Origin of the sequence: Xylanibacter oryzae DSM 17970, assembly GCF_000585355.1 — a bacterium.
Classification (GTDB): Bacteria; Bacteroidota; Bacteroidia; order Bacteroidales; family Bacteroidaceae; genus Prevotella; species Prevotella oryzae.
The window spans coordinates 944,429-968,593 of sequence record NZ_KK073873.1 but is presented as its reverse complement, the minus strand read 5'-3'; the positions used below and the strand labels follow the sequence as shown (position 1 = coordinate 968,593).

Genomic DNA, 24,165 nt, shown 5'->3' with positions numbered 1-24,165 from the left:
TACGAATAAAATTGAATAAAAAGAAAGGATTTTTGGCGTTAAGTCCACTGTTGTTTTTCATAATACTCTACCTGGTAACATCCATTATTGCAGGTGATTTTTACAAGGTACCGATAACAGTTGCATTTATGTTATCCAGTATATATGCTATCATAGCTATGTACGGATATCCGATAGATACTCGTATCAAAATATTCAGTCGTGGCGCCGTCTCCGGCGACCTTATGTTGATGTTATGGATATTTGTTCTTGCCGGAGCTTTTGCAAACAGCGCAAAAGACATGGGAAGCATCGATGCAACAGTCAACTTAACGCTAAATCTCCTTCCTGGTAATATGCTTCTGGCCGGACTATTTATTGCAGCCTGCTTCATATCACTTTCGATAGGTACAAGTGTTGGAACTATAGTAGCGCTGACACCTATTGCCGCAGGTTTGGCACATTCCACAGGAGCGAATATTCCGCTTATGACGGCAATAGTTGTAGGAGGAGCTTTTTTCGGAGACAACCTGTCTTTCATATCTGATACCACAATTGTAGCTACCACATCACAAGGATGTAAACTGTCAGATAAGTTCAAGGTAAACTCCTTTATAGTTTTCCCAGCTGCAGTCATTATATTGTTCTTGTATATATTTATGGGAAGCGAGGTACACTCACCATCAAACATACCAAGTGTTGAATTTGTAAAAGTAATCCCCTACCTCATCGTCATTATCACAGCTGCGGCTGGTGTTAATGTAATGGGAGTACTTACACTCGGAATAGCACTTACAGGAACTATCGGAATAATAGAGGGTACATATGATGTATTCGGTTGGTTTAAGTCTATGGGAGACGGTATAATGAGTATGGGCGAACTTATAATCATAACAATGATGGCTGGCGGCATGCTCGAAATTATCAAGAAAAACGGAGGTATAGACTACATTATAGAAAAGATGACAGCTCATGTCAGAGGAAAGCGTGGTGCGTATATGGCAATAGCAACAATAGTAAGCATATGTGATATCTGCACTGCCAATAACACGGTGGCAATTATAACAGTTGGTGGTATTTCAAAAAAAATATCAGAAAGATTTGATTTGGATAGTCGTAAGTGCGCAAGCATACTTGACACCATGTCATGCTGTATGCAGGGACTCATACCATATGGAGCACAAATACTTATGGCTGCTGGACTAGCTTCCATAAACCCCGTATCAATTATGCCGTACCTGTATTATCCTTTTGCAATAGGCATAGCATGTATATTGTCCATACTCTTTAGATATCCTAGGAGGTATTCATAATCATATTATTGAACGATGGATGTAATTAAAAGAAATTTTTTCAAAGCCATACGTTCCGGCGTATTTAATACAAAAGAACAGCTAGAGCCGATGTCATTATTCAAATGGCAGCAGTTAGTAAATCTTGCCATAAAGCACGGTTTGGCTCAATTTGCAATAAAGGCTTTACAAGATGAGGAAACACATCCATGTTTCTGTTTTCCAAATCAGACTCTTGCCGAATGGGATAAAATAAGGAAAGACAGCGTACTCAATTCAAAGCCTTTATACGATATGGATGAGTATAAAAATTTGAGGATGAACAATTTCTTTCTGAACCGACGATTAAGGAAAATCGTTGATAACGAACTTCATAGCATAGATACTAATACAGAGACATTACGCCTACTCTCTTTATATATTTCAATTACAACCTATATTTTACGAGACGGCATACAACTTAATGAGATAATACGGTTGGGATATTTTCTAAGGAGAAATGGTGACCGTGTTGATTATGTAAAATTCGAGAGTTGGATAAACCGTTTAAAGATGCGCCATATAGTAACACTCGAAAGTAGTGTGCTTATACAACTTTTTGACTTTTCGCACGACGAATTCCCTTTTATGGATAAAGAAGAGGAAAATGCAAAAGAGCTTATATTAAGAGACATTAGTTCTTTAGGTGCAAGAGATATGCACTTCAGTCAGGGTAATGGTGCCTTTGTACACAATAAAAATAATCGCGCCACACTTTGGCATATCTGCCACAGTGCCAGACTGATGAAATATTATCCATTAGAAACGACAAGTAATTTTATCCATAGTTTTGCAAGTTCATTATCCGAAATAGAAGAATAATACACAACATAACGTCCGAATTAATAATTTTTTCAATTCTTCGTTATCTATTTTCGATATTAATAATTAACTTTGCAACCAAATGCGAATTATATAATGAGAAGATATATATTATTAATAAACATAATTCTATTATTCAGTATAAAGATATTCTGTCAGAATCAATATGATGTGCAATGTGAAGATACTTGTAGTCATATACATGGTATAGACCTTAGTCACTATCAAGGTAAGGTTTTTTGGGAAACAGTTGGAGACAATACCAAAATGGCTTACGTATATCTTAAAGCCACCGAAGGCGGCAACCGAGTAGACGATAAGTTTGAAGACAACATTTTTATGGCTCACAGATACGGTCTGAAAGTTGGTTCGTACCATTTCTACCGTCCATTAGCCGAGCAGCAGAAACAGTTGGACAACTTTACATCACAGTGCAGACCTGGTGAGCAAGACATTATACCAATGATTGATATAGAAAACAAGCAAGGCCTTAGCAATGAAGACTTTTGCGATTCCCTTTTCAAGTTTTTAGGAATGGTCGAAAAGGTATACCATCAGAAACCATTGATATATACATTCGCCAACTTCTACGATCATACTCTATTAGGGAAAATTGATGATTACAAATTGATGATAGCACAATATACTAAGCGTGAACCGGTACTTGCAGATGGAAGAGATTTCATGATGTGGCAATATACAGGTAAAGGCCGTATCAATGGTATTAATTCGTTTGTAGACAAAAGCCGTTTTATGGGTCATCATGGATTACGCGAAATCAGATTTCGACATTAACAGACAAAAGTATAAACAAAATAAATAAAATAATAAACAATGGCAATCATTAAATGTCCTGAATGCGGTCGTCAAGTTAGCGACCAAGCACAAACTTGTCCTAGTTGTGGTATAGAAATAGCCGGGAAAGTAACTAAATGCCCTGATTGTGGAGATGTTTTCTTCAAGTCAGAAGGTATGTGCCCTAATTGTCACAAACCATACGTAAGTGGAGGTGTTTCAGCTACCCCACGTCCAGAAGCTACTGCAAGTCCTGTAACTCCAGTTCGCCCTGTAACAGAAAAAACTGAAAAGAATCCAATAAGTGGCCAAGATAATAATGGAGGTAAAAACACAGAAGAGCCTAAAAAGAAGAGCCACACAGCACTTATTGTTTCTTTTATTATTGCAGCAATAATTTGTGCCATCTGTTTTTATTACTACAGCGATGCAAAGGGAAACAAAGAGCAAGATGCATACGAACAGGCAATGAAAAGTACAGATCCTGCTGTGCTGCAAAACTTCCTTGATACATATGAGGATGCGCCGGAAGCTCACCGCGATAGTATCGAGTCACACCTTACATTGCTAAAGAAAGGTGATACAGATTGGACAAACGCTCTAATAAGCAATTCAAAGAGCGCCCTTCAGGAGTATATAAATCAGCATCCTAACAGTTTACATCTAGGCGAAGCTAAACACAAGATAGACTCTATCGACTGGGCTGGTGCAAAATCTGCAAACACTGCTGAAGCATATCAAACATATATGCAACAGCATGCTGATGGTGAGCATATCGACGAAGCAAAACAGAATGCAGATAAAGCTTCTGCAACAGAAGTTAGCTCAGAAGACAAACAGATGGTAAGTAGTCTTTTCCATGAGTATTTCAGTGGTTTGAACAGTCGTGATGAAGGTACTGTAACAGGTACTGTAACAGCAGTACTTAATAGTTTCCTTGGAAAATCTAACGCTACCAAAAATGATGTAGTTATGTTCATGAAGAAAATCTATAAACCGGATATAACTAATATGGTATGGAGAGTGAATAACGATTTCCATATTGATAAGAAACCAGCTGCAGGTGATGGTGAATTTACTTACGCAGTTACATTTACTGTAGATCAGAAAGTAGAAAAGACTGATGCTAATCAGAACAGCCTTAATACATACAAGATTAAAGCGAAGGTTTCACCAGAAGGTAAGATTTCAGAACTTAACATGATAAAGATAGTTCAATAGTACATAGTCATAGTACTACTACTAAATATAATAGCTTAATATTTATACCAGCAGTTTGTTATAAAACTATACGGTAAAATATTAAGCTATTTTCTTATAAACTAATAGAACCTAATTATAGCGTTTTATTTTCTTATACCCTTTTCATTCAAGAAATGATCAAGCATATATGAGCTATAATTATAGTTTTCATCCATTATCTTTCCGTCACGATCTACCATTACATAGTGTGGTATACCATTGAAGTGGAACAGTTCGCGCATATACAGATATTCAGCATCCTTGAGATAAACACTAGGAAAACCTTTCAGGTGCTTTGCTACATATTCATTATAATCATACTCTGAAGGTGACGTCCCTGCTCCTGTTATATACAGAAATTGGAAATCGGGATTGCCCTGCATCTCTTTACGAAAATGTGCCATCTCTTCAATTCCAGCACGGCATGGGCCACAAGTCGTTCCCCAGAAATCAATAAAAATATACTTGCCCTTGTATGGAGCTATCAGTTTCTTAAACATCCGCGATGCTTCATTATCAGGCAACTCGTAAGGCTTCTTTACATTATTTATCTTACTTAATAAGGCTTTAGCATAGCTTATTATTACAGGATTCTTGAATATATTTGGTTTTACACTCATATCTCCATTTGCTATCATTTTCTTATATTCATCCCCAAAAATACGACGAAGCGTAGACAATTGCCATAAGAATGTACCCTTAAACTTATCATACATCGTGTAAGATAGTGCTATTTTAGAATAATTACAGTTCAAGTCAAGTGTTTCGTCATATAAGGTATTATTGACTTCAAACCTGTTTAAAAACATACTGTATTCGTTATTAGCTAATGCCACCTCATCATCGGTAGGCATTTCTTTCATAAAATCATAGAAGTTTTTTTCAATAGGTACTTTAAGAGAAATATTGGCCGTATCTTTTCTTGCATAGTAATCTCGTGTATCTACAAAATCCAATAATCTATATCCTAGAACAGTTGCTTCGCGATTACGCTTAAGATGGGCTGCTTTAGGGGTATAATTATCAACTGTAATTATTGAATCAACCTCTGCTTTCCTTTTCTCATAAAGTGGAACAAATTTTTCAAGAACCTGAGATGGAGTATATTTCATCGCTTCTGGTTGATATAACTGATTCATTGTTTGGACATATTCTGATCCATAAGCATAAAAATCATCTTTAACTTGTTTACAGATATCAGCAGTAGGACTTGTGTAAACTACAGGGATATTATGATTAAGACGATATTGTGTGTATAATAAATCATCCATATTCACCTGAATATCAATGTGTTGTCTAGGCTCTATGTAAAATGGAATAACAAAATCATTTATCACAATATGGCTTTCGATAGGATAATACAAAATTAATTTTGTTTCAAAACTACCATCAGGACTTATCTTTACTATTGTAGGATAGTCCTGCCTTGTAAGTTGATTACAGCAATAAATAATACCTGTAGTTAATCCAAATTTTGGGTTATATCCCTTAAGGTATCCTGTAATATAAGCAGAATCCGTCCTGAAAAAGTTATCTTTTGTGAAGTCTTTACCACTATCTTTAGGCTGGTCTGTTGCTGCTTTCGGTACTTGATACACAAAAGGATTTACCTTTTCTTTCTTACCAGCCATGGATATGCCCCATATCTGCCAAGAACTTTTGTCATCATTTTCTTTCCAGTCCATCTTCTTAACGCTCTTTGGTATTACAGGATAAACTATAGAGAAGTCCATTTCTCCGGATTCGGGCATATACATCTTTTTGTTCGGATCAAACCCTTCGAAACGTATCGGATAGAAAAGTTTGCCGGTTTCTGTATCAGCAAGAAATACAGAATCACGAAGCTGTATCCAAGAGTGAGGAATAAAATGTACATGAAAGTACAATTTAGTCTCTTTAGATGTCTTTTCTATTTTGGTAATAGAAAGTGTACATGTGTTTCTGCCTTCGAAAGGGGGATTGTAAATAACCTTTGCGGTTACTTTTACTGTACATATTATCAGAAAGAGTAATATGAATAATGATTTACTTAAATGATAAGTTGTTTTCATACTATAAATGGTCTTAAAATATAAAGTTAACAAATATTATTTACGCAAATATAAAAATTAAAAACCAAAGGCACAAATTATTCTTATAGATGTTCTGTAAAAAGAGACGTTAGGCAAAGTATATGTAACATATATTACTATATAATATTAATATAAATAGAATTACCACCAAACTTTTTTAAATAATAATGCCACTTTACCACTAGCGCTGTGTATCAAGCATTTACAATGATACAAATACCACAAAACATCACCCTAATGCCACTCTAAAATTGCGAAACACATACAATAACTATTAAAGCATAGTTTTTACAATGTCTGAGTATTGCTTTTGCAGTGCCTAGGCATAGCTCTTACAATGTACGCAAGTATAACTTTTGTGATGTAGAAGTTATGTATTATAAAAGTGGTAGTTGAGTGACATTTAGTGGCGTTTCAATGAATAGCCACCAATAGTTAAGATACTATATATCAATCATTTAAGATATAGAGTGGTATAGTGGTATTATTTATTAAAAAAAATACTGTAAAGTGCATGAAAGACTACCTGACACGAAGAGTGTCACCAACTTTTATCTGATAATCAGGTGGTAAATTATTCATCTTATATAGATACTTCAAACGTATACCATATATCTGGGCGATATCATACATACTCTGCCCTGGCTTTACTATATGAGGAACTTTCTTATACGCCTTGTCGGCCTTACGGCGCTTTTTCTTAAGATATACTACATCACCAGGACTCAATATGTCATCTTTATCACGTTCATTATAACGAGCTAAAGCCCTACGAGGAATATCTACTTCTTTTCCTATGCTCTTAAATGTATCTCCAGATCTTGCTTTTAGATAATAGTTCTTATTATACATGTATATAGGATGAAGACCCACACCATAAGCTGAAGATCTGTCATGACCGGTACGTCTGGCAATAAATTTATCATAGTTGCGCTGACTGTCAAACTCATCCAATTTATACAACTGTATAATATTAATAAGACTTAGAGCATAATTCGGATTAGTAGCATAACCACACTGTTTCAGTCCATAAGCCCATCCTTTATAATCTGTTACATCCAAGCTGAATAAAGACCGGTATCTCTGTGAATTTACAAGAAACTTGCTATGATCTTCATAACTGTCATATGCGTTGTCGTAAGCCCGGAAGCATTCGTTTACATCATCATCATCCTGATAAAATGTTCCACCTGTCCAACCATGGCATTTTATACCGAAGTGATTGTTACTGCGAATAGTCATAGTACTAAGTCCGGCACGACTCTCTAAAAGGCCTTGCGCAAGAGTAATGCTAGCAGGGATATGATAGCGCAACATCTGCTCTATCGCCAAATCCTTATATTGATTGATATATTGCTGATACTGATAATTCCACCTTGCCTGAGCTGAAAGCCCTAAGGATATGATAACAGTCAATAACAATAATATTACTTTCTTCATTTGATTTATCTTACCTTTTTGCAAAGATACGCCAATTATGATTGATAACAAAATAAAAGCAATTAAATTTTGAATTTATGGATTTTAATACTATCTTAGCACCATGATTATTTAAACACAATATATAATGAAAACAATAACATTGAAATCGAATATTCAATTATGTAAACCCGAAGAGCTGTCTGAAGAGGAACAGACATTAATTAAAAAAGCAATCGAGGCGACAAAAACATCTTATGCCAAATATTCGAACTTTAAAGTTGGCGCCGCAGTTTTGTTGTCAGACGGCAACATTGTAACCGGCAGCAATCAGGAGAATGCATCTTTCTCTATGACAATGTGTGCTGAGAGGAACACAATATTTGCCGCTAATGCTATGTATCCCGATAAAGGAGTTGTAACTCTTTGCATTGCTGCCAAAAATGTAAATAACGTACTGCTTAATAAACCAATATCACCATGTGGGGCATGCAGGCAAGTCATACTAGAAGAGGAAGAAAGGTATAAACACCCCGTGAAGCTGCTGTTATACGGCACAGAAGGTGTATATGTAATCAATACAATAAGAGACATATTACCATTAGCCTTTATTGATGATGACATGAAATAAGAACAAAAACAATTATTCCAATATTAAAATAGTTTAAATATTGGAATAATTACAACTTAATATTTTGTACATTCAGAAAAAGTATATATATTTGCAAACGAAATCAAGACAATGAACAAGATGAAAGAAAAAGAGGCATACGATAAGCTATTGAGTTGCGGACTCAAACCGTCAGTACAAAGGATGGCTATTATGCAATACCTTCTGACACATTTTACACATCCAAAAGTGGAAGATGTATATGCAGGATTGAACAAGAAGATGCCTACTTTGAGTCGTACCACAGTATACAATACCTTACGACTACTGTCAGACCATAAGGCTGTACAGATGATAACAATTGATGAACATCGTGTATGTTATGACGGTAATACAGATCCACATGTTCACTTTTACTGCAAGGAATGCGGAAAAGTGATTGATATGTTCGATCAAGAAGCGCCAGAAAGTCCTGATAACAAAATGATTAACGGGAATCTAGTAACTGACGCACAGTTATACTATAAAGGTATTTGTGCTGAATGTCTAAAAAATAAAAAACAATAATTAATATTTAAAATCAATCGATTATGAAAAAGAAATTTATTTGCACAGTTTGCGGTTACATCTACGAAGGTACAGAAGCTCCAGAAAAATGCCCTATTTGTAAGGCTCCACAGTCTAAGTTTGTTGAGATGAAAGATGATGATTCACCAGCTTTCGCTACAATGCACGTTCTAGGTGCAGCAAAAAAAGAGAATGCTGATGAAGAAATGCTTAAAGATCTACACGCACACTTCAACGGAGAATGTGGTGAAGTTGGAATGTATCTTGCTATGGCACGCCAGGCTGACCGCGAAGGATACCCTGAAATAGCTGAGGCTTACAAGCGCTATGCATGGGAGGAAGCTGAACACGCATCTAAGTTTGCAGAACTTCTTGGTGAAGTTCTTGGCGACACAAAGAGCAATCTTGAGGCTCGTATCGCTGCAGAGCGTGGCGCTTGCGAAGACAAATTCCGCATCGCTAAAAATGCTAAGGCTGCCAATATGGATGCAACTCACGATACTGTTCACGAGATGGCAAAAGACGAAGCTCGTCACTGTGCCGGATTTATGGGACTCTACAAGAGATACTTCAAATAGGTCGATATATTATTTATACAAACGAGTGATGCCGGGGGCGGAATTTTTCCGCTCCCTTTTTTTGTCTTATACAATATTGATGTCTATATGGCGTTTATATCTATATGAAAAGAATTATCCTGTTTATACAAATTATAGTGTCATTATTATCTATTGTAGCTTGTAATGACAATGATAGCTTTTCTGAATCAAAATCAAACATTCTTTCCTTTTCGAGTGATACAATTAAGATGGATACTGTTTTTTCTAAAGTTCCTTCATCAACAAGGTCTTTCTGGATTTATAATAACTCAAGTGATGGAATAAGAGTAGCTTCAATAAAATTGGAAAAAGGTAATCAAACAGGGTTCAGAGTAAATATTGACGGCACAGATCTAACTTCTAGGGGATATCAAACTTCGAATGTTGAAATAAGGAAAGGTGACAGTATACGGGTTTTCGTAGAATTAACATCTGGATATACTAACGAACTGGAGCCAAAGAAGTTGGAAGATAATCTTACATGTTTACTAGAAAGTGGCGTAACGCAAAAAGTCAATCTGAATGCATGGTCGTGGGATGCTACCGTAATGCATAACAGCGAAATAAAAGGAGACACTACTTTATCATCAGAAAAACCGATTATTGTATATGGGATTCTTAAGGTGGATAGCAATGCTACTTTAGGAATAAGTGCCGGCACTTCTATTTTTTTTCATGATGGTGCTGGAATAGATGTATATGGAACATTGAAGAGTATCGGAGATATAGGAAAGTTTATTACTTTAAGGGGAGACAGACTTGATAATATACTCGAATATCTGCCATACAACATGGTGAGTGGACAATGGAGAGGCATTCACATATATTCTTCATCTGTAAATAATGAAATAGGATTTACTGATATCCATAGTAGTGAATATGGTATTGAGTGCGACTCTGCATCTACTTATAATTCAAGATTAAATATGTATAACAGCATAATACATAATTGTAGAGGGAACGGATTGACTTTATATAACTGTAAAGCCAACATAGAAAACTGTCAGATATCAAATGCTCTAGGAGATTGCGTAGCTATATATGGTGGGAATGTGAGCATCATGAATACAACTATTGCTCAATTCTATCCTTTCGATTCTGAAAGAGGTGTCGCTCTGAGGTTTGCAAATAAATATAACGAATGGAATTATGCATTATCTTCTTTACGTGTTACAAATAGCATAATAACAGGTTATTCAGATGATGAATTGATGGGCGAAAAAGATAATAATGATATAGACTTCAATTATAATTTTGACCATTGTTTGATCTGCACTCCACATATTGACAATGACAAGTCTATGTCGAACATCATTTGGGAAGCACCTGACAGTATTAATGCTCAAGACAAAAATTTTAAGATTATAGACACAAAAAACCTGCGATACGACTTCAGACTTAATTCTCAATCAAAAGCCATAAACGCAGGCATTGCTAATTCTCTAATTTATGATCTTAATGGAAAGAAGCGTGATGACACGCCTGATCTTGGTTGTTACGAATATTAATTCCAAGCGGATCCGCTCTGGATTATAAATTTTATTTTTTTATCTTTAGACAACAAAGGTCTCTTCCAAGTTCCTTTTCTCACAAGAATAGTTGTTTTCTTATTTGCAGGTGACATGTCTACAGCCTTCTGAATATCAAAATAGTCTCCACTACCATCTTTGGCAACTGTAATATCATAATGACGAATATACTTTTTAAGCGCAGGCACCTTTTTACCTATTTCATCAGCTAGTAGCCCAGCCACAATATGGGCACCATAAACATTATAATGTGTATTATCCTGTCTGCCTTTTGGCAATGAAGGCTCTTCACCGGGATTAAACCACATATGCAACTTCTTTGATTTCTCAGGTCCCATGCCTTGTTCTAAATCATGAGTTATCTTATTAGCATCAACAAAAGGTACATTCATTTCTTTTGCCACATTACGTGGTGAAAGAAGATAAGCTCCATGTGTATCAACCAGTGTTTTTCCTTCTTGAAGTCCAACAGATGAATTTGTACGTAAGTCATCGTCAGTAACAGCAGTCTTACTCTGTGAGAAAATTCTGCGTACTACACTATTGAATAATACAGGAATACCGCCCTTGCTCCTTGTCTCAAAAACGAATCTACGCAGATTAGCATCAAATGTTGAGCCTGGCTCTGTATGACGGTCGGCTTTAGGTTTCTCATCATTATGACCAAACTGAATAAATACATAATCACCGGGGTTGATTTTGTCGAGAACTTCCTGCCATCTGCCTTCATTAATAAAACTCTTTGAAGAACGGCCGTTTAAAGCATGATTGTCTATACGTACATCTTCACTGAAAAAACATGGAAGTACCATACCCCATCCTCTCTCAGGAAGGCCTTTGCTGATGTCCTTGTTTGCCATTGTCGAATCCCCTATCATGAAAATTGTTATAACATGATCTGACTTGAATGATGAAAGGATCAGGATGCACAACAGAGTGCAGATAAGTGTTTTAGTTTGTTTCATAGTTTGCATTTAAAATATAAGGTTGGCATAGTCTAAATAGACTACACCAACCTTTACAGTAATAATACTTATTCAGTAATAATTGAAATCAGCTCTTCAGGTGTAACAAGTGACTGCTCACCTGTTGTCATATTCTTAAGAGTAACTTTGCCTTCGTTCATCTCATTATCGCCGGCAAGAGCAACAAATGGAATTTGTTTGGAGTTAGCATAACTCATCTGTTTCTTCATCTTGACCGAATCAGGGAATATCTCTGTACGTATACCTGCTGCACGGGCTTTAGTTATAATTGGCATGCAGTACTCTGTTTCCTTCTCACCAAAATTGATAAATACCAGTTGTGTCGTATTTATAGCCTCTTTAGGATATAAATCAAGAGTATTAAGCACATCAAAAATGCGGTCTGCACCAAATGATATACCAACCCCACTCAAACCAGGCATACCGAATATACCTGTAAGATTGTCATATCTACCTCCACCTGTAATACTTCCCATTGGCGTGTCTAAAGCCTTAACTTCAAATATGGCACCCGTGTAATAGTTCAGGCCACGTGCTAAAGTAAGATCTAACTGTATTTCGTTCTTTAATGAGCATTTCTTAAGTGTGTCAAGAATAAAACGTGTCTCTTCGACTCCTTTCATTCCTATTTCCGACCCTTTTAGCACCTCTGCTATTGTAGCCAGTTTCTCATCATTTGTTCCACTTAGTGAGATGATAGGTTGTAGTTTTTCTATCGCCTCAGCACTGATACCATCGGCAGCTAGTTCTTCATTTACGCTTTCAAGACCGATCTTATCAAGTTTGTCTATCGCTACGGTAATGTCTACAATTTTATCTGCAGCGCCTATTACTTCAGCCATACCTGTTAGGATCTTACGGTTGTTGATTTTTATCTGAACTCTGACACCAAAACGTGTAAAAACAGTATCGACAATCTGCATAAGTTCAACCTCATTCAATAAAGAGTCACTTCCTACTACATCTGCATCACACTGATAGAATTCACGATAGCGACCTTTTTGAGGACGATCTGCTCGCCATACTGGTTGTATCTGGTATCTCTTAAATGGTAACTGTAATTCCTCTCTATGCATCACAACATAACGGGCGAATGGTACAGTGAGGTCGTAACGCAAACCCTTCTCACAGAGTTTTGCTGCCAGATGGAGTGAACTTCGCTGCGATAAGTCTTCATCAGTGATCTTATTCATATAATCACCACTATTCAGAACCTTAAACAACAGTTTATCTCCTTCTTCACCATATTTGCCCATCAGCGTCTGCAGAGTCTCCATAGCCGGAGTCTCTATCTGCTGAAAGCCATAGAGGGCATATACTTGTCTAATTGTATCAAAGATATAGTTACGCTTTGCCATCTCTATAGGAGAAAAGTCGCGCGTACCTTTTGGAATACTTGGTTTATTCATTCTTACACTCTGTTATTTTCTTACAATTGTCTGGTCACGGTCAGGACCTATTGAGATAATCTTGATAGGTGTCTCCAATTGTACCTCAAGGAAATTGATATAGTCTTTGAATGCCTGTGGAAACTGATCTTCACTGGTAAACTTAGTCATATCTGCGTTCCATCCTGACAATTCTTCATAAACAGGCTCAATGCCTTCTTCAATGTCATAAGGGAAATAATCAATTTTCTTTCCATTCTGCTTGTATGCTACACATGCCTTGATCTTGTCAAAACCATCAAGTACATCACTCTTCATCATTATTAACTGTGTAACACCGTTGACCATAATAGAATAACGCAAGGCCACAAGGTCTATCCAGCCACAACGACGTTCACGGCCTGTTACAGCTCCATATTCATGACCAAGGTCGCGTATCTTAGCGCCTGTCTCATCAAATAGTTCTGTAGGGAATGGACCTGCACCAACACGTGTACAATATGCTTTCATTATACCATATACCTCGCCTATCTTGTTTGGACCGATGCCAAGACCAATGCATGCACCGGCACAAATAGTATTGGATGATGTAACAAATGGGTATGAACCGAAATCTACATCAAGCATTGTACCTTGAGCACCTTCGCAAAGAATGTCCTTACCAGAACGAAGAATATTGTTTATTTCATGCTCTGAATCCACAATATGGAACTGTTTAATGTATTCGATACCTTCCATCCATTTTTTCTCAACTTCTGTTATATCATAATCATAATTGAGAGCCTTTAACATTTTATCATGGCGCGCCTTATGTGCGGCATATTTCTCTTCAAAATTTTCAAGGATGTCACCAACACGAAGACCATTACGTGAAACTTTGTCTGTGTATGTAGGACCGATTCCCTTACCAGTGGTTCCAACTTTATTTTTACCTTTGGCTGCCTCGTAAGCAGCATCCAATATACGATGTGTAGGCATGATGAGATGAGCCTTCTTTGATATATGAAGACGTTCCTTTAGATCGTGACCGCTCTTCTCCAAATCCTTTGCTTCATCCATAAAGAGATCTGGAGCTAAAACTACACCGTTGCCAATGATATTTACTTTGCCGCCCTGGAATATACCAGAAGGAATGCTGCGAAGTACATATTTCTGACCTTCGAATTCAAGAGTATGCCCTGCATTTGGGCCACCTTGGAAACGAGCTACAACATCATACTTCGGAGTCAATACATCGACTACCTTACCTTTTCCTTCATCGCCCCACTGGAGACCCAGCAGAACATCTACTTTACCTGTTTTCATTTTATTTATATTGTTTCTTTATTCTTCTTTTTTGCATCAATACACCTACGTCTCGTCATTTGTGCCTGACAAGATGTACATATACCATAAATAAAAACGGAATAACCGTTTTTATGAAATCGCTTAAAATGTGTGTTTGAAATTGCTTTGTCTATTTCCTTTGATTTTACTTCTGTGACTTTACCACATATTGTGCAAACACGACGGCAATGGCCTTTGCTGTTATAACATGCTTCATACTTTGTTCCTGACTGCGTGTTATATCGAGCTACTAAATGTATCTCAACAAACAAGCCCAATGTATTATAAAGTGTGCCTCTACTAACTATGAAATTACAATTTTTATCTAGATATTCATTTAATTCATCTATTGTAAAATTGCTTGAAAGAGTATATACTGCGTTCAGGATAGTATATCTTTCAGACGTCTTGCGACGCTTAGTTGTTTCGATATATTTATCCAATATTTCTCTGGCCGCAGCTTTTGCAATATCTTCCATTCTACACGTTAATAATATAATCGCACAAATTTACAACTTTTTATTCGAATATTTTTATTTATAGATTAAAAAAGTTGTAAATTAAGACTTTTCATAGCTCTTTTTGCTATTTGCTCATATTCCTCTCCAAAATCGGCAAAATGTCTTATACTATTTATTGCTGCCTTCTTAATGGATATATTATCGCCCAGTAAAGCGGTCTTAGCCTGGTCAAGAAATTCGTTTATTCCTCTTTCATTAGGCTCCAGACCTTTAGAAAACAGACGCGAAAGAATATTATAACCACATAATTGATATAAAATATTATCTGAGGCAATCCATTCGTATGCTATAACAGGTGCATACTCCAATTTCTGATACAAATACATTGCAGCCACTTCTGCTATCTCTTGTGTAGGTGTCTGTTCCATCCATAAGTCTGTTATTTCTGGAAGCATTCTATCAATTGGCATTATCATTATGGCTAGAATCTTACACTCACGTATATCTTCTTTCCATAATTCTATTGCAAGATCATAGTCTGGTCCTATTTCTTCTGCTTGTTTTTTTAATAACGGAAGAGGAACACCCCAATTTATCTTATATACTATACCTTTTTCACGCATAGATTGTGCGGCAACACCGTTCATCATAAGCCTGAAACTCTGTTTAATACTCTTTAGTCTTTCGTGTGTTTCTTCGTTCATAATGATATTATCACATTACTGAATAATTTTTGCTGTATCTTAGCATCTGATGTTCGTATGTCTCAGTATAGTCTATTGCGACATCAGTTATATTACCTTCATCATCAATAACAGGAGTCATTACAGGATTTATAAATCCTTTATAGGGAGCAAGATTCAATTTTTTGTATCTTTCGAGTATTTCTGTATGCAACTGTGCATCAACTTTTACAGCATACGTCTCTACAATGAATCTAGCTGTCTCATAGTCGCCTGTACTTTTAATGCGTTGTATTTCCGCAAGCAACTCTGCAAATAAGGTACGTAATTTATGATAGTCATTGATTGCTATATATGTTTTACCATTTTTTTGCAACATCTCTATCACGTTTTCATCTTTCCCTTTTTCAAGACACCAATGAGCAATTAGCGAACGGTTGCGCATATGAGCTTCTTCGATTATATGGCCAGGTTTAATACGTGTAAGTTGAGTCATAAGTCCATTCATTATATATGTATAATAGTTTGACTTATATGCCTCTTTATCCGGAACAAGACCTAACTCAACAAGTTTATCATCTGCAATATAATATAAGCCGAACAGGTCTGCTCTTGCCTCTTCAATTGTATTACCGTAAGCCTTAAGCGCATCTGGGTCTACACCAGATAGTAACTGACCGCTTCCATGACCTAAACATTCATGAAGGTCTGTATGCAACTCATCACAAATATCACCGTATTTGTCAATAAGCTGGATCGTTTCATTATCAATAACAAATTCTTCTTTAAAGCCTGAACCTTTGGCTGCCTTATTATATGCGTAAGTAAGATTACTTATTGTGACACTTTTACTTCCATATTGTGCACGAATCCAATCTGCATTGGGCAAATTTATACCTATTGCAGTAGATGGATATTCGTCGCCACCCAACATAGCCGCTGAAACAACATTGGCAGATACTCCTTTCACTCTTGGTTTTCTAAATTTAGGGTCTACTGGGGAATGATCTTCAAACCATTGTGCATTATTACTTATAGTCTTTGTACGTTGTGTGGCTTCAATATCTTTTATCTCTACTATGCCTTCCCATGAACCTTTCAAACCAAGGGGGTCACCATAAACCTCAATAAAACCATTGATAAAGTCAATGTCTCCTTCAAGCGAGTTTACCGATTCAATAGAATATTTATCGAAGTCTGATAAATTGCCTGATTTATAATACTTTATAAGTAAACTAATAACACTTTCTTGTTTCTTATTTTCGGCAACTCCTTTTGCTTTTTCCAACCAGTAAACTATTTTACTAATTGTAGAGCCGTAAAGACCATTTTCTTTCCAAACCTGTTCTTCTATTACTCCATGTTCTTTTACCAAACGTGAATTAAGACCATATGATGGAGGTTGCTGTGTACAAACCTTTTTTTTCTCTGCATAAAACTGCTCAGCTTCATTTTGTGTAACACCACTATAATAATTGCAAGCAGAAGTAGCAACAATATCAACTCCGTCTGTTTGATTAACTCTCTTTGATAATATGTCTTTATCAAATATTACGGGACATAATTCATCACAAAAGTCCTTAACTGACTGATTTTCAGATAATGGAAGATGAGATGGTTCTATTTCTAATATTACTTTACGTAAATAAGATTCTGAAAATTCCGGATCAAATTTTTCACAACCGTAATGATGATAAATACCATTTGAAAACCATAGCCTTTTAAGGTATGTAACAAGACTTTTAAATTCTTCGCACTCTCTATTACCAGAGTATTCAACAAACAGAACCTCCAACATCTTGCGGATGCGGAGGTTGTATTTGCCGAATTGATCAAATGTAATATCCCTTCCCCACAATGTGGCTTCGGAGAGATAATATACTAATTTTTTCTGTTTTATAGATAGTTTTTCAAAATCATTCAGACGATACCTAAGCATCTGTAAATCTGCAAAGTGTTCATCCGAATATCTGAATTTTTCTTTCTGCATTTATTCTTACTTAAATTCAAGGTTTACAACCTTTTTTTACCAGGTTCTTTAAGAGCTTTGGGATGCTGAGAAATATACTTCATCTTATAATCTCTAGGAGTCATATTCTTTATCTTAAAGAAAGAAGCATAAAACGACTGACGATTAGCAAAACCCACCATGTCACTAACATCTTCCATGCTAAGATCATTGTATCTCTTATCTACAAGAATAGACATAGCTTCTTCAATACGGAACTTATTTACAAAAGAGGTATAGTTCATGTGAAATTTTACATTTACCACAGCTGAAATATATCTTGTGTTAGTTCCTAAATCTTCTGCTAAATGCTTTGCTGAATAGTCTTTATCCTTATATTTTTTCTGAATTAAGACTATGTTTAATATTTTCTCCTTTAATTCATCCATAAGACTTGGTCTTACCAAGCCTCGATAACGCGCATCTTTTTCCTTCTTTTCTGTAATGTTATACTTTGCCATACCTGAATGTATTTATTTGTTACTTAAAATTGAGGTGCAAATATATACAATTTCTAATGAAAAATCAAGCTTTATGGTATTTTTTAGTAAAAATAAACTAACTTTGTATACAATTCAGATGATTATGGAAATTAAATATTTATTAAAGCAATATTACGGATATGATTCTTTCAGACCCAATCAGGAAGAAATAATAAATGAAGTAATAAAAGGGAATGACTGTATGGCGCTTATGCCTACTGGCGGAGGTAAAAGTATATGCTATCAGATACCTGCCTTGAACTTACCCGGAACGGCTGTTGTGTTATCACCGCTAATAAGTCTGATGAAAGATCAAGTGGAGACTCTTAAAGCCAATGGTATAGAAGCAGAAGCACTCAATTCTAACAATGACATAAACAGTGATACTGTTATAAGAAGGAAATGCCTTTCAGGTGATTTAAAGTTGATTTATATGTCTCCTGAAAAATTGATATCAGAGATTCCATATCTCCTAAAAAGTATAAAAATTTCATTGTTTGCAATAGACGAAGCTCATTGTATAAGTCAATGGGGGCATGACTTTCGACCCGAGTACTCACAACTAGGTATTTTACATCAAGAATTCCCAAATGTTCCTGTACTCGCACTTACTGCTACTGCAGACAAAATAACGCGTGAAGATATAGTTAAACAGTTAAATCTAAAAGATCCTAAAATATTTATCTCATCATTTGACAGACCTAACCTTAGTTTGACTGTCAAACGTGAATACAAAAAGCCTGAAAAATTAAAATATATCTTTAATTTCATAGACAACCATAAAGGTGAAAGTGGCATAATATACTGTCTAAGCAGAAAAAATACGGAAATGATATCAAAAGTTCTTAGAGAACATGGATATAATTCTGCTATATACCATGCTGGTCTGTCTGCTGAAGAAAGAAATAAGACTCAGGAAGCATATAAGAATGATTTAGTACAAATAATATGTGCAACCGTAGCTTTCGGAATGGGTATTGACAAGAGTAACGTAAGGTGGATCATACATTACAATATGCCTAAAAGCATAGAGAATTTTTATCAGGAAATTGGTCGTGCCGGCAGAGACGGGGCTCCTGCTGATACTGTATTATTTTATTCATTAGCTGATATTATTCAATTACAACAATTCGCAAAAGATAGTGGACAGCAGCAGGTAAATATGGATAAACTACGTCGTATGAGGGAATATGCAGAATCAAATGTATGTCGAAGAAGAATTCTTCTGAATTATTTTGGTGAACAAACAGACAAGGACTGTGGAAACTGCGATGTGTGCGATAATCCTCCTATTAAATTTGATGGTACTATAATAGTACAAAAAGCATTGAGTGCGGTAGCACGTACTAATGAAGAAATACGGGTTTCTACAACAATAGAGATTCTAAGGGGTATAAACTCAACTACTGTTATACGTAAGGGATATAGCCAACTGAAGACATATGGCGTAGGACGTGATATAACATCCAACGACTGGCAAGATTATATTCTACAGATGTTGCAGATGGGATTTATAGAGATCGACTATAGCGAATCGAATCATATTAAAATAACATCTAGCGGATGGGACATTCTAAAGGGTAAAAAGCGAACTCAACTAGCTGTAATTGACCATAATATAAAAGTGCAAGCACCAAAGAAGAAGCACATGCACCTAGAGATTCCGTCTATAATAATACCAGGGATGGCGCCAACTGATGGGCATGAGGACATGCAACTATTTGAAGCTTTACGCGCTTTGAGAAAAAGACTCGCCGACGAACAGGGTTTCCCTCCTTATATTATTTTATCAGATAAAGTACTACACTCCCTAGCAATCAATAAACCCAAAACAATAGAAGATTTTGGTATGATATCTGGTATTGGAGATTTCAAAAAAGCCAAATATGGTGAGCTATTCACAAAAATAATAAGAAATTACTGATCGCTGCGTAACGTTATAGACGACTATTCGTAATCGTCTATAACATTATTCATAAAATCTAACATCGGTTTAGCAACCTTATATATGCCAACCATCTCATCAAGCCATTTTTCTCCATCAAAGAACGTATCAGGTACTGCTTTCCAGCAGCAATAGTCTTTCATTCGGAGATATTGAATATGCTCATAATCTTTTGGGAAACCAGAAGGACATGTTTTAAGGTATTCTAATCCAAAGCCTTTTGGTGAATTCCATCCTTTATTTTCAGCCTTACCAAAAAGTTTGATGAACTTATCGTTTTCTACACATTCGAGCCATTTTCCTTCATTTGACATTATTTCATTACGACAAGCAGTCAGTATATTTGTTGGCAACCAGTAATTGCCAACAGAAAGAAGACAATGCCCCGGCTCTAGATGTATATAATATCCTCCGTGCATGGATTTTTTACCATGGGCCGATATATAGGCTCCTATGTGATTCTTATATGGTGACTTATCAGGAGAAAATCTCGTATCACGATAAAATCGATATGTGGTATCTTTAACCTGAATATTCTTAACAGAAGAGTCAAATTCAGCAATTCTGGAAATAGCTCTTGTAATATCTTCCTCAAAGTTTTTTTTAACTTCAAGGTATTCATCTTTATGCTCCTGAAACCAAGGTCGGTTATTGTTGACGGAGACATCTTTTAGAAATTGTATTATTCTTTTAGCATCCATATTTATTATAATTTTGAACCATCAATTAATTTAGGACAAATATCATCAAACTCACATGTAGAACAATGTGGTGCTCTACTTGTACATACATATCTACCGTGTAAAAGTAGCCAATGGTGTGCATTTGGTATATCCGATTCCGGGATATTGGCCATAAGTTCCTGCTCTACTTTGTAAGGAGTGTTTGACTCCTTAGAAACAAGTCCAAGACGATGACTTACCCTGTACACATGGGTATCTACTGCCATAGTAGACTTGCCAAAGGCAACAGCTTGAATCACATTTGCCGTCTTACGCCCTACCCCAGGCAACTTTATCAAATCGCTTATATCATCAGGAACTTCACCTCGAAAATTTTCAACAAGCATTTTTGACATTTCAACAAGATGCTTAGCCTTCGCATTGGGGTATGAAACGCTTTTTATATATTCATATATATCTTCCTGATCAGCTTTTGCCATAGCTTCTGCTGTGGGATAATGTCTAAATAGTTCTGGCGTAACCTCATTTATTCGTTTGTCAGTACATTGTGCACTTAAAAGAGTAGCCACCAGCAATTGAAATACACTTCCGAATTCAAGTTCGGTGGTTACATTCGGCATTTTTTTACGAAAATAATCTAATATATAACGATATCTTTCTTTTTTATTCATGATAATGCAAATATACGAATAATTTCATATGCCTACAATAAATAAAAAAATATTTGTAGCAAAAAGAGATAATAAAAGGATATAATAGAACAAAAATGCCGCCTTCTTCATTATAAAGAAGGCGGCACTATAATTATATTTAAAATTATTTTCCTCCTTTTGCCTTAGACAATTCAGTAGAAGGTGAATAAGATTTGTTCAAACCATTTACAACATCTGTAGTGATATCCAATGCTTTATCTGCATAAAGAAGATTATCACCGGCTTTACTCAAAATCATAGAATACTTTTTATCCTTATTATAGATTTTCAAAAAATGTTGCAAACTATCACGCAGAGCTTTATTGTATTTAGTCTGTTCTGATTCGAATTCACTAGAAAGACGCTGTTGCAGAGTCTGCAAATCTTGCTGCTGACGCTGGAGATTAGCTTGGATTGCTTGAGCCTGTTCGCGTGTATATGCATTAGCCTGAGCTTTCTGCTGAAAATTAGCAGCAGCAGCCTGTAAAGCTTGTCCTTTCTGAGCTAGAGTTGCCTGAATATTTTGACCTTTTTTCTGTAATATCAAAGAATAGTCCTTGCAGAATTTATATTGATTCATAAGAGAGTCAACCTCTACATAAGCTATTTTCATATCGCCAGGAGCCGCTTTTGAAGTCTGTGATTTCTCATCCATTTGTGGAGTTGATTTGTTACACGATGTCATCGTGATAGACGCAACTGCAGCTAGCATGACAGCGCCAAAAATGTTTTTCTTATTCATTATCATTAAATTTATTTGTTTATTTATATTTTACTTTATCTGATGTTTGTCAACACACGCTTAAATGTCTTTATCTGTAAAAATGGATATTCTTCGTCATCGTCTAGAATTGTCCTTTACATGCTAACAGGAAAAGCGCCCGTCTTTTACTAATATGACTTTAATGCATAATATTGCTATACTTATAGCAATTATTAACACGCTCAATAATAATGTCTCATCCATTTTTCTTACTTTTGCGTTTAAATTGCGTACAAAGATAGTGCAAATTAGCAAAAGAACAAAATAAAATATAATAAATAAACATTTTATAATGAATAAAAATGAATTACAGCCGCGATGTGTATTCGAGCAATTCGCGAAAATCAATGAGGTGCCTAGGCCTTCTAAGCATGAGGATAAAATGATTGAATATCTCAAAAATTGGGGTAAGGAGCATAATCTTGACACTTTAGTAGATGAAACTGGTAATGTAATAATAAGAAAATGTGCGACTCCTGGATATGAAGACCGTGAAACTGTTATATTACAAAGCCATATGGATATGGTATGTGATAAACTTGTCGATGTGGACTTCAATTTTAATACTGATGCAATACAAACATATGTAGATGGAGAATGGCTTAAAGCAAAAGGAACCACTCTAGGTGCAGATGATGGTATTGGTGATGCCATACAGCTGGCTCTTCTGGCTTCTGAGGACATCGAACACGGACCTATTGAATGTGTTTTCACACGTGATGAAGAAACAGGACTTACAGGTGCTCATGGAATGAAGGCTGGTTTTATGACTGGGAAAATGCTTATTAACCTAGACAGCGAAGACGAAGGACAGATATTTGTAAGTTGTGCAGGCGGACTAAGCACAAAAGCCATTTTCAAATTTGTAAAAGAAGATGCTCCTAATGGTTATTTCTTTATTAAAGCTCAACTAAAAGGTTTAATTGGAGGTCATTCAGGCGACGATATTAATAAACATCGCGCAAATGCTATAAAGATTCTAACAAGATTCCTTTATAAAGAACAGGACAAGTATGATATACGTATTGCTCAATTTACTTCAGGTAAGATGCATAATGCCATACCTCGTGACGGTTATTTTACAATAGCAGTACCTAATAATGCAAAAGAAAATATTAAAGCAGACTGGAATATATTTGCGAGTGATGTAGAAGATGAATTCCATGTTACTGACAAAAATATGATTTTCAACATGGAATCTACAGATGCTGAAAAGGTTTTGCCTGCTAATGTTGGTTCTAACTTTGTAAAATCAATGCAAGGTATACATAATGGCATTTTAGCTATGTGCCAGGATGAAGCTATTTCATGGATGGTAGAGACATCAAGCAATGTAGCAAGTATAGTAACTACAGATACGGATATAACAATTGTTGCATCTCAACGTAGTAACGTAATGAGTAATCTAGAAAATATGGGCAATACTATTAAATCTGTATTTGAATTAGCAGGTGCAGAGGTATCCCAAGGAGACAGATATCCAGCTTGGAAAATGAATGCTGATAGCAAGTTGACTAAGATTGCTGTAGATTCATATAAAAGACTCTTTGGCAAGGAGCCAAAGGTTTTAGGTATACACGCAGGCTTGGAATGTGGTCTATTCTCAGAGCGATATCCAGACCTTGATATGGTTTCTTTTGGTCCTACTCTACGTTTTGTTCACACTCCAGACGAATGTCTGTTTATTCCAACAGTACAAATGGTATGGGATCACTTGAAAGAAATATTAAAGAGCATTCCATCAGCATAAATACGGTAACGTTATTAAAAAATATCAATAATA

21 protein-coding genes and 1 pseudogene are annotated in these 24,165 nt (G+C 35.9%); 10 read left to right on the top strand and 12 right to left on the bottom strand.

Annotation, left to right across the window (positions count from 1 at the left end; all coding sequences use genetic code 11):
- Nucleotides 1-11: 11 nt before the first annotated feature.
- The 4 genes from XYLOR_RS04030 (at nt 12) to XYLOR_RS04015 (ending at nt 4,148) form a co-directional block, all read left to right on the top strand.
- Nucleotides 12-1,292, top strand: coding sequence for a Na+/H+ antiporter NhaC family protein (locus XYLOR_RS04030; RefSeq protein WP_036877191.1), 1,281 nt, complete (start codon nt 12-14; stop codon nt 1,290-1,292).
- Between the two features lie 15 nt (nt 1,293-1,307).
- Nucleotides 1,308-2,132: a hypothetical protein gene (locus tag XYLOR_RS04025; protein WP_036877189.1), complete on the top strand. Its 825-nt coding sequence runs from the start codon at nt 1,308-1,310 to the stop codon at nt 2,130-2,132.
- Between the two features lie 96 nt (nt 2,133-2,228).
- Nucleotides 2,229-2,927 (top strand): glycoside hydrolase family 25 protein, encoded by a 699-nt coding sequence (locus XYLOR_RS04020; RefSeq protein WP_084608516.1) that lies wholly within the window; start codon nt 2,229-2,231, stop codon nt 2,925-2,927.
- 39 nt (nt 2,928-2,966) lie between these two features.
- Entirely contained in the window at nt 2,967-4,148 is a 1,182-nt protein-coding gene (locus XYLOR_RS04015; RefSeq protein WP_036877187.1) for a zinc ribbon domain-containing protein, read from the top strand.
- A gap of 125 nt (nt 4,149-4,273) precedes the next feature.
- Here XYLOR_RS04015 and XYLOR_RS04010 read toward each other — a convergent pair whose 3' ends face one another.
- Both XYLOR_RS04010 and XYLOR_RS04005 read right to left on the bottom strand, forming a co-directional pair.
- Nucleotides 4,274-6,220 (bottom strand): TlpA family protein disulfide reductase, encoded by a 1,947-nt coding sequence (locus XYLOR_RS04010; protein ID WP_036877186.1) that lies wholly within the window; start codon nt 6,218-6,220, stop codon nt 4,274-4,276.
- A 543-nt stretch (nt 6,221-6,763) separates the two neighbouring features.
- The gene (locus tag XYLOR_RS04005; protein ID WP_154655658.1) at nt 6,764-7,681 is read right to left on the bottom strand and encodes a glucosaminidase domain-containing protein; all 918 of its coding nucleotides are present in this window, start codon (nt 7,679-7,681) and stop codon (nt 6,764-6,766) included.
- Between the two features lie 127 nt (nt 7,682-7,808).
- On the opposite strand from XYLOR_RS04005, the gene cdd reads away from it, so the two are divergent.
- From cdd to XYLOR_RS03985, 4 genes are all read left to right on the top strand, one after another.
- Entirely contained in the window at nt 7,809-8,291 is a 483-nt protein-coding gene (cdd, locus tag XYLOR_RS04000; RefSeq protein ID WP_036877183.1) for a cytidine deaminase, read from the top strand.
- 120 nt (nt 8,292-8,411) lie between these two features.
- Nucleotides 8,412-8,837: a Fur family transcriptional regulator gene (locus XYLOR_RS03995; RefSeq protein ID WP_036880648.1), complete on the top strand. Its 426-nt coding sequence runs from the start codon at nt 8,412-8,414 to the stop codon at nt 8,835-8,837.
- Nucleotides 8,838-8,860: 23 nt separating this feature from the next.
- Nucleotides 8,861-9,415, top strand: a complete 555-nt coding sequence (locus XYLOR_RS03990) for an NADH peroxidase (RefSeq protein ID WP_036877180.1) — start codon at nt 8,861-8,863, stop codon at nt 9,413-9,415.
- 104 nt (nt 9,416-9,519) lie between these two features.
- Complete coding sequence (locus tag XYLOR_RS03985; RefSeq protein WP_051508850.1) at nt 9,520-10,944, top strand: hypothetical protein; 1,425 nt, start codon at nt 9,520-9,522, stop codon at nt 10,942-10,944.
- Nucleotides 10,945-10,976: 32 nt separating this feature from the next.
- On the opposite strand, the pseudogene XYLOR_RS03980 reads toward XYLOR_RS03985, so the two are convergent.
- The 7 genes and pseudogenes from XYLOR_RS03980 to XYLOR_RS03950 all read right to left on the bottom strand — a co-directional run.
- A pseudogene (locus tag XYLOR_RS03980) lies at nt 10,977-11,930 on the bottom strand (rhamnogalacturonan acetylesterase); the annotation flags it as partial.
- A 68-nt stretch (nt 11,931-11,998) separates the two neighbouring features.
- Nucleotides 11,999-13,360 (bottom strand): histidine--tRNA ligase, encoded by a 1,362-nt coding sequence (gene hisS / locus XYLOR_RS03975; RefSeq protein WP_036877173.1) that lies wholly within the window; start codon nt 13,358-13,360, stop codon nt 11,999-12,001.
- Nucleotides 13,361-13,372: 12 nt separating this feature from the next.
- Nucleotides 13,373-14,644, bottom strand: a complete 1,272-nt coding sequence (locus tag XYLOR_RS03970) for an adenylosuccinate synthase (protein WP_036877170.1) — start codon at nt 14,642-14,644, stop codon at nt 13,373-13,375.
- Nucleotides 14,645-14,649: 5 nt separating this feature from the next.
- Nucleotides 14,650-15,144 (bottom strand): Fur family transcriptional regulator, encoded by a 495-nt coding sequence (locus XYLOR_RS03965; RefSeq protein WP_036877167.1) that lies wholly within the window; start codon nt 15,142-15,144, stop codon nt 14,650-14,652.
- A gap of 65 nt (nt 15,145-15,209) precedes the next feature.
- Nucleotides 15,210-15,830: a DNA alkylation repair protein gene (locus XYLOR_RS03960; RefSeq protein WP_036877164.1), complete on the bottom strand. Its 621-nt coding sequence runs from the start codon at nt 15,828-15,830 to the stop codon at nt 15,210-15,212.
- A gap of 10 nt (nt 15,831-15,840) precedes the next feature.
- The gene (locus XYLOR_RS03955; RefSeq protein ID WP_036877161.1) at nt 15,841-17,799 is read right to left on the bottom strand and encodes a dipeptidyl-peptidase 3 family protein; all 1,959 of its coding nucleotides are present in this window, start codon (nt 17,797-17,799) and stop codon (nt 15,841-15,843) included.
- A 23-nt stretch (nt 17,800-17,822) separates the two neighbouring features.
- Nucleotides 17,823-18,278, bottom strand: a complete 456-nt coding sequence (locus tag XYLOR_RS03950) for a helix-turn-helix domain-containing protein (protein WP_036877159.1) — start codon at nt 18,276-18,278, stop codon at nt 17,823-17,825.
- A gap of 124 nt (nt 18,279-18,402) precedes the next feature.
- Between XYLOR_RS03950 and recQ the strand changes: the two genes are divergently transcribed.
- Nucleotides 18,403-20,223, top strand: coding sequence for a DNA helicase RecQ (gene recQ / locus XYLOR_RS03945; RefSeq protein ID WP_036880642.1), 1,821 nt, complete (start codon nt 18,403-18,405; stop codon nt 20,221-20,223).
- A 23-nt stretch (nt 20,224-20,246) separates the two neighbouring features.
- Here the strand turns inward: recQ and XYLOR_RS03940 are convergent, their stop codons facing one another.
- From XYLOR_RS03940 to XYLOR_RS03930, 3 genes are all read right to left on the bottom strand, one after another.
- Nucleotides 20,247-20,945 (bottom strand): DUF2461 domain-containing protein, encoded by a 699-nt coding sequence (locus XYLOR_RS03940; protein ID WP_036877156.1) that lies wholly within the window; start codon nt 20,943-20,945, stop codon nt 20,247-20,249.
- Nucleotides 20,946-20,950: 5 nt separating this feature from the next.
- A complete protein-coding gene (gene nth, locus XYLOR_RS03935; RefSeq protein WP_036877154.1) occupies nt 20,951-21,598 on the bottom strand; it encodes an endonuclease III in 648 nt (215 codons plus the stop codon).
- A 145-nt stretch (nt 21,599-21,743) separates the two neighbouring features.
- Complete coding sequence (locus XYLOR_RS03930; protein WP_036877151.1) at nt 21,744-22,361, bottom strand: OmpH/Skp family outer membrane protein; 618 nt, start codon at nt 22,359-22,361, stop codon at nt 21,744-21,746.
- Nucleotides 22,362-22,674: 313 nt separating this feature from the next.
- Between XYLOR_RS03930 and XYLOR_RS03925 the strand changes: the two genes are divergently transcribed.
- Nucleotides 22,675-24,132 carry an aminoacyl-histidine dipeptidase gene (locus XYLOR_RS03925; RefSeq protein ID WP_036877149.1) on the top strand — a complete coding sequence of 486 codons (1,458 nt, stop codon included), beginning with the start codon at nt 22,675-22,677 and terminating at the stop codon, nt 24,130-24,132.
- Nucleotides 24,133-24,165 lie beyond the last annotated feature (33 nt).

What these genes read in the sequence shown, in the direction of transcription:
- XYLOR_RS04025 (WP_036877189.1), top strand. Translation starts at nt 1,308, where the DNA reads ATGGATGTAATTAAAAGAAATTTTTTCAAAGCCATACGTTCCGGCGTA.
- XYLOR_RS04020 (WP_084608516.1), top strand. Translation starts at nt 2,229, where the DNA reads ATGAGAAGATATATATTATTAATAAACATAATTCTATTATTCAGTATA.
- XYLOR_RS04015 (WP_036877187.1), top strand. Translation starts at nt 2,967, where the DNA reads ATGGCAATCATTAAATGTCCTGAATGCGGTCGTCAAGTTAGCGACCAA.
- XYLOR_RS04010 (WP_036877186.1), bottom strand. Translation starts at nt 6,220, where the DNA reads ATGAAAACAACTTATCATTTAAGTAAATCATTATTCATATTACTCTTT.
- XYLOR_RS04005 (WP_154655658.1), bottom strand. Translation starts at nt 7,681, where the DNA reads ATGAAGAAAGTAATATTATTGTTATTGACTGTTATCATATCCTTAGGG.
- cdd (WP_036877183.1), top strand. Translation starts at nt 7,809, where the DNA reads ATGAAAACAATAACATTGAAATCGAATATTCAATTATGTAAACCCGAA.
- XYLOR_RS03995 (WP_036880648.1), top strand. Translation starts at nt 8,412, where the DNA reads ATGAAAGAAAAAGAGGCATACGATAAGCTATTGAGTTGCGGACTCAAA.
- XYLOR_RS03990 (WP_036877180.1), top strand. Translation starts at nt 8,861, where the DNA reads ATGAAAAAGAAATTTATTTGCACAGTTTGCGGTTACATCTACGAAGGT.
- XYLOR_RS03985 (WP_051508850.1), top strand. Translation starts at nt 9,520, where the DNA reads ATGAAAAGAATTATCCTGTTTATACAAATTATAGTGTCATTATTATCT.
- hisS (WP_036877173.1), bottom strand. Translation starts at nt 13,360, where the DNA reads ATGAATAAACCAAGTATTCCAAAAGGTACGCGCGACTTTTCTCCTATA.
- XYLOR_RS03970 (WP_036877170.1), bottom strand. Translation starts at nt 14,644, where the DNA reads ATGAAAACAGGTAAAGTAGATGTTCTGCTGGGTCTCCAGTGGGGCGAT.
- XYLOR_RS03965 (WP_036877167.1), bottom strand. Translation starts at nt 15,144, where the DNA reads ATGGAAGATATTGCAAAAGCTGCGGCCAGAGAAATATTGGATAAATAT.
- XYLOR_RS03960 (WP_036877164.1), bottom strand. Translation starts at nt 15,830, where the DNA reads ATGAACGAAGAAACACACGAAAGACTAAAGAGTATTAAACAGAGTTTC.
- XYLOR_RS03955 (WP_036877161.1), bottom strand. Translation starts at nt 17,799, where the DNA reads ATGCAGAAAGAAAAATTCAGATATTCGGATGAACACTTTGCAGATTTA.
- XYLOR_RS03950 (WP_036877159.1), bottom strand. Translation starts at nt 18,278, where the DNA reads ATGGCAAAGTATAACATTACAGAAAAGAAGGAAAAAGATGCGCGTTAT.
- recQ (WP_036880642.1), top strand. Translation starts at nt 18,403, where the DNA reads ATGGAAATTAAATATTTATTAAAGCAATATTACGGATATGATTCTTTC.
- XYLOR_RS03940 (WP_036877156.1), bottom strand. Translation starts at nt 20,945, where the DNA reads ATGGATGCTAAAAGAATAATACAATTTCTAAAAGATGTCTCCGTCAAC.
- nth (WP_036877154.1), bottom strand. Translation starts at nt 21,598, where the DNA reads ATGAATAAAAAAGAAAGATATCGTTATATATTAGATTATTTTCGTAAA.
- XYLOR_RS03930 (WP_036877151.1), bottom strand. Translation starts at nt 22,361, where the DNA reads ATGAATAAGAAAAACATTTTTGGCGCTGTCATGCTAGCTGCAGTTGCG.
- XYLOR_RS03925 (WP_036877149.1), top strand. Translation starts at nt 22,675, where the DNA reads ATGAATAAAAATGAATTACAGCCGCGATGTGTATTCGAGCAATTCGCG.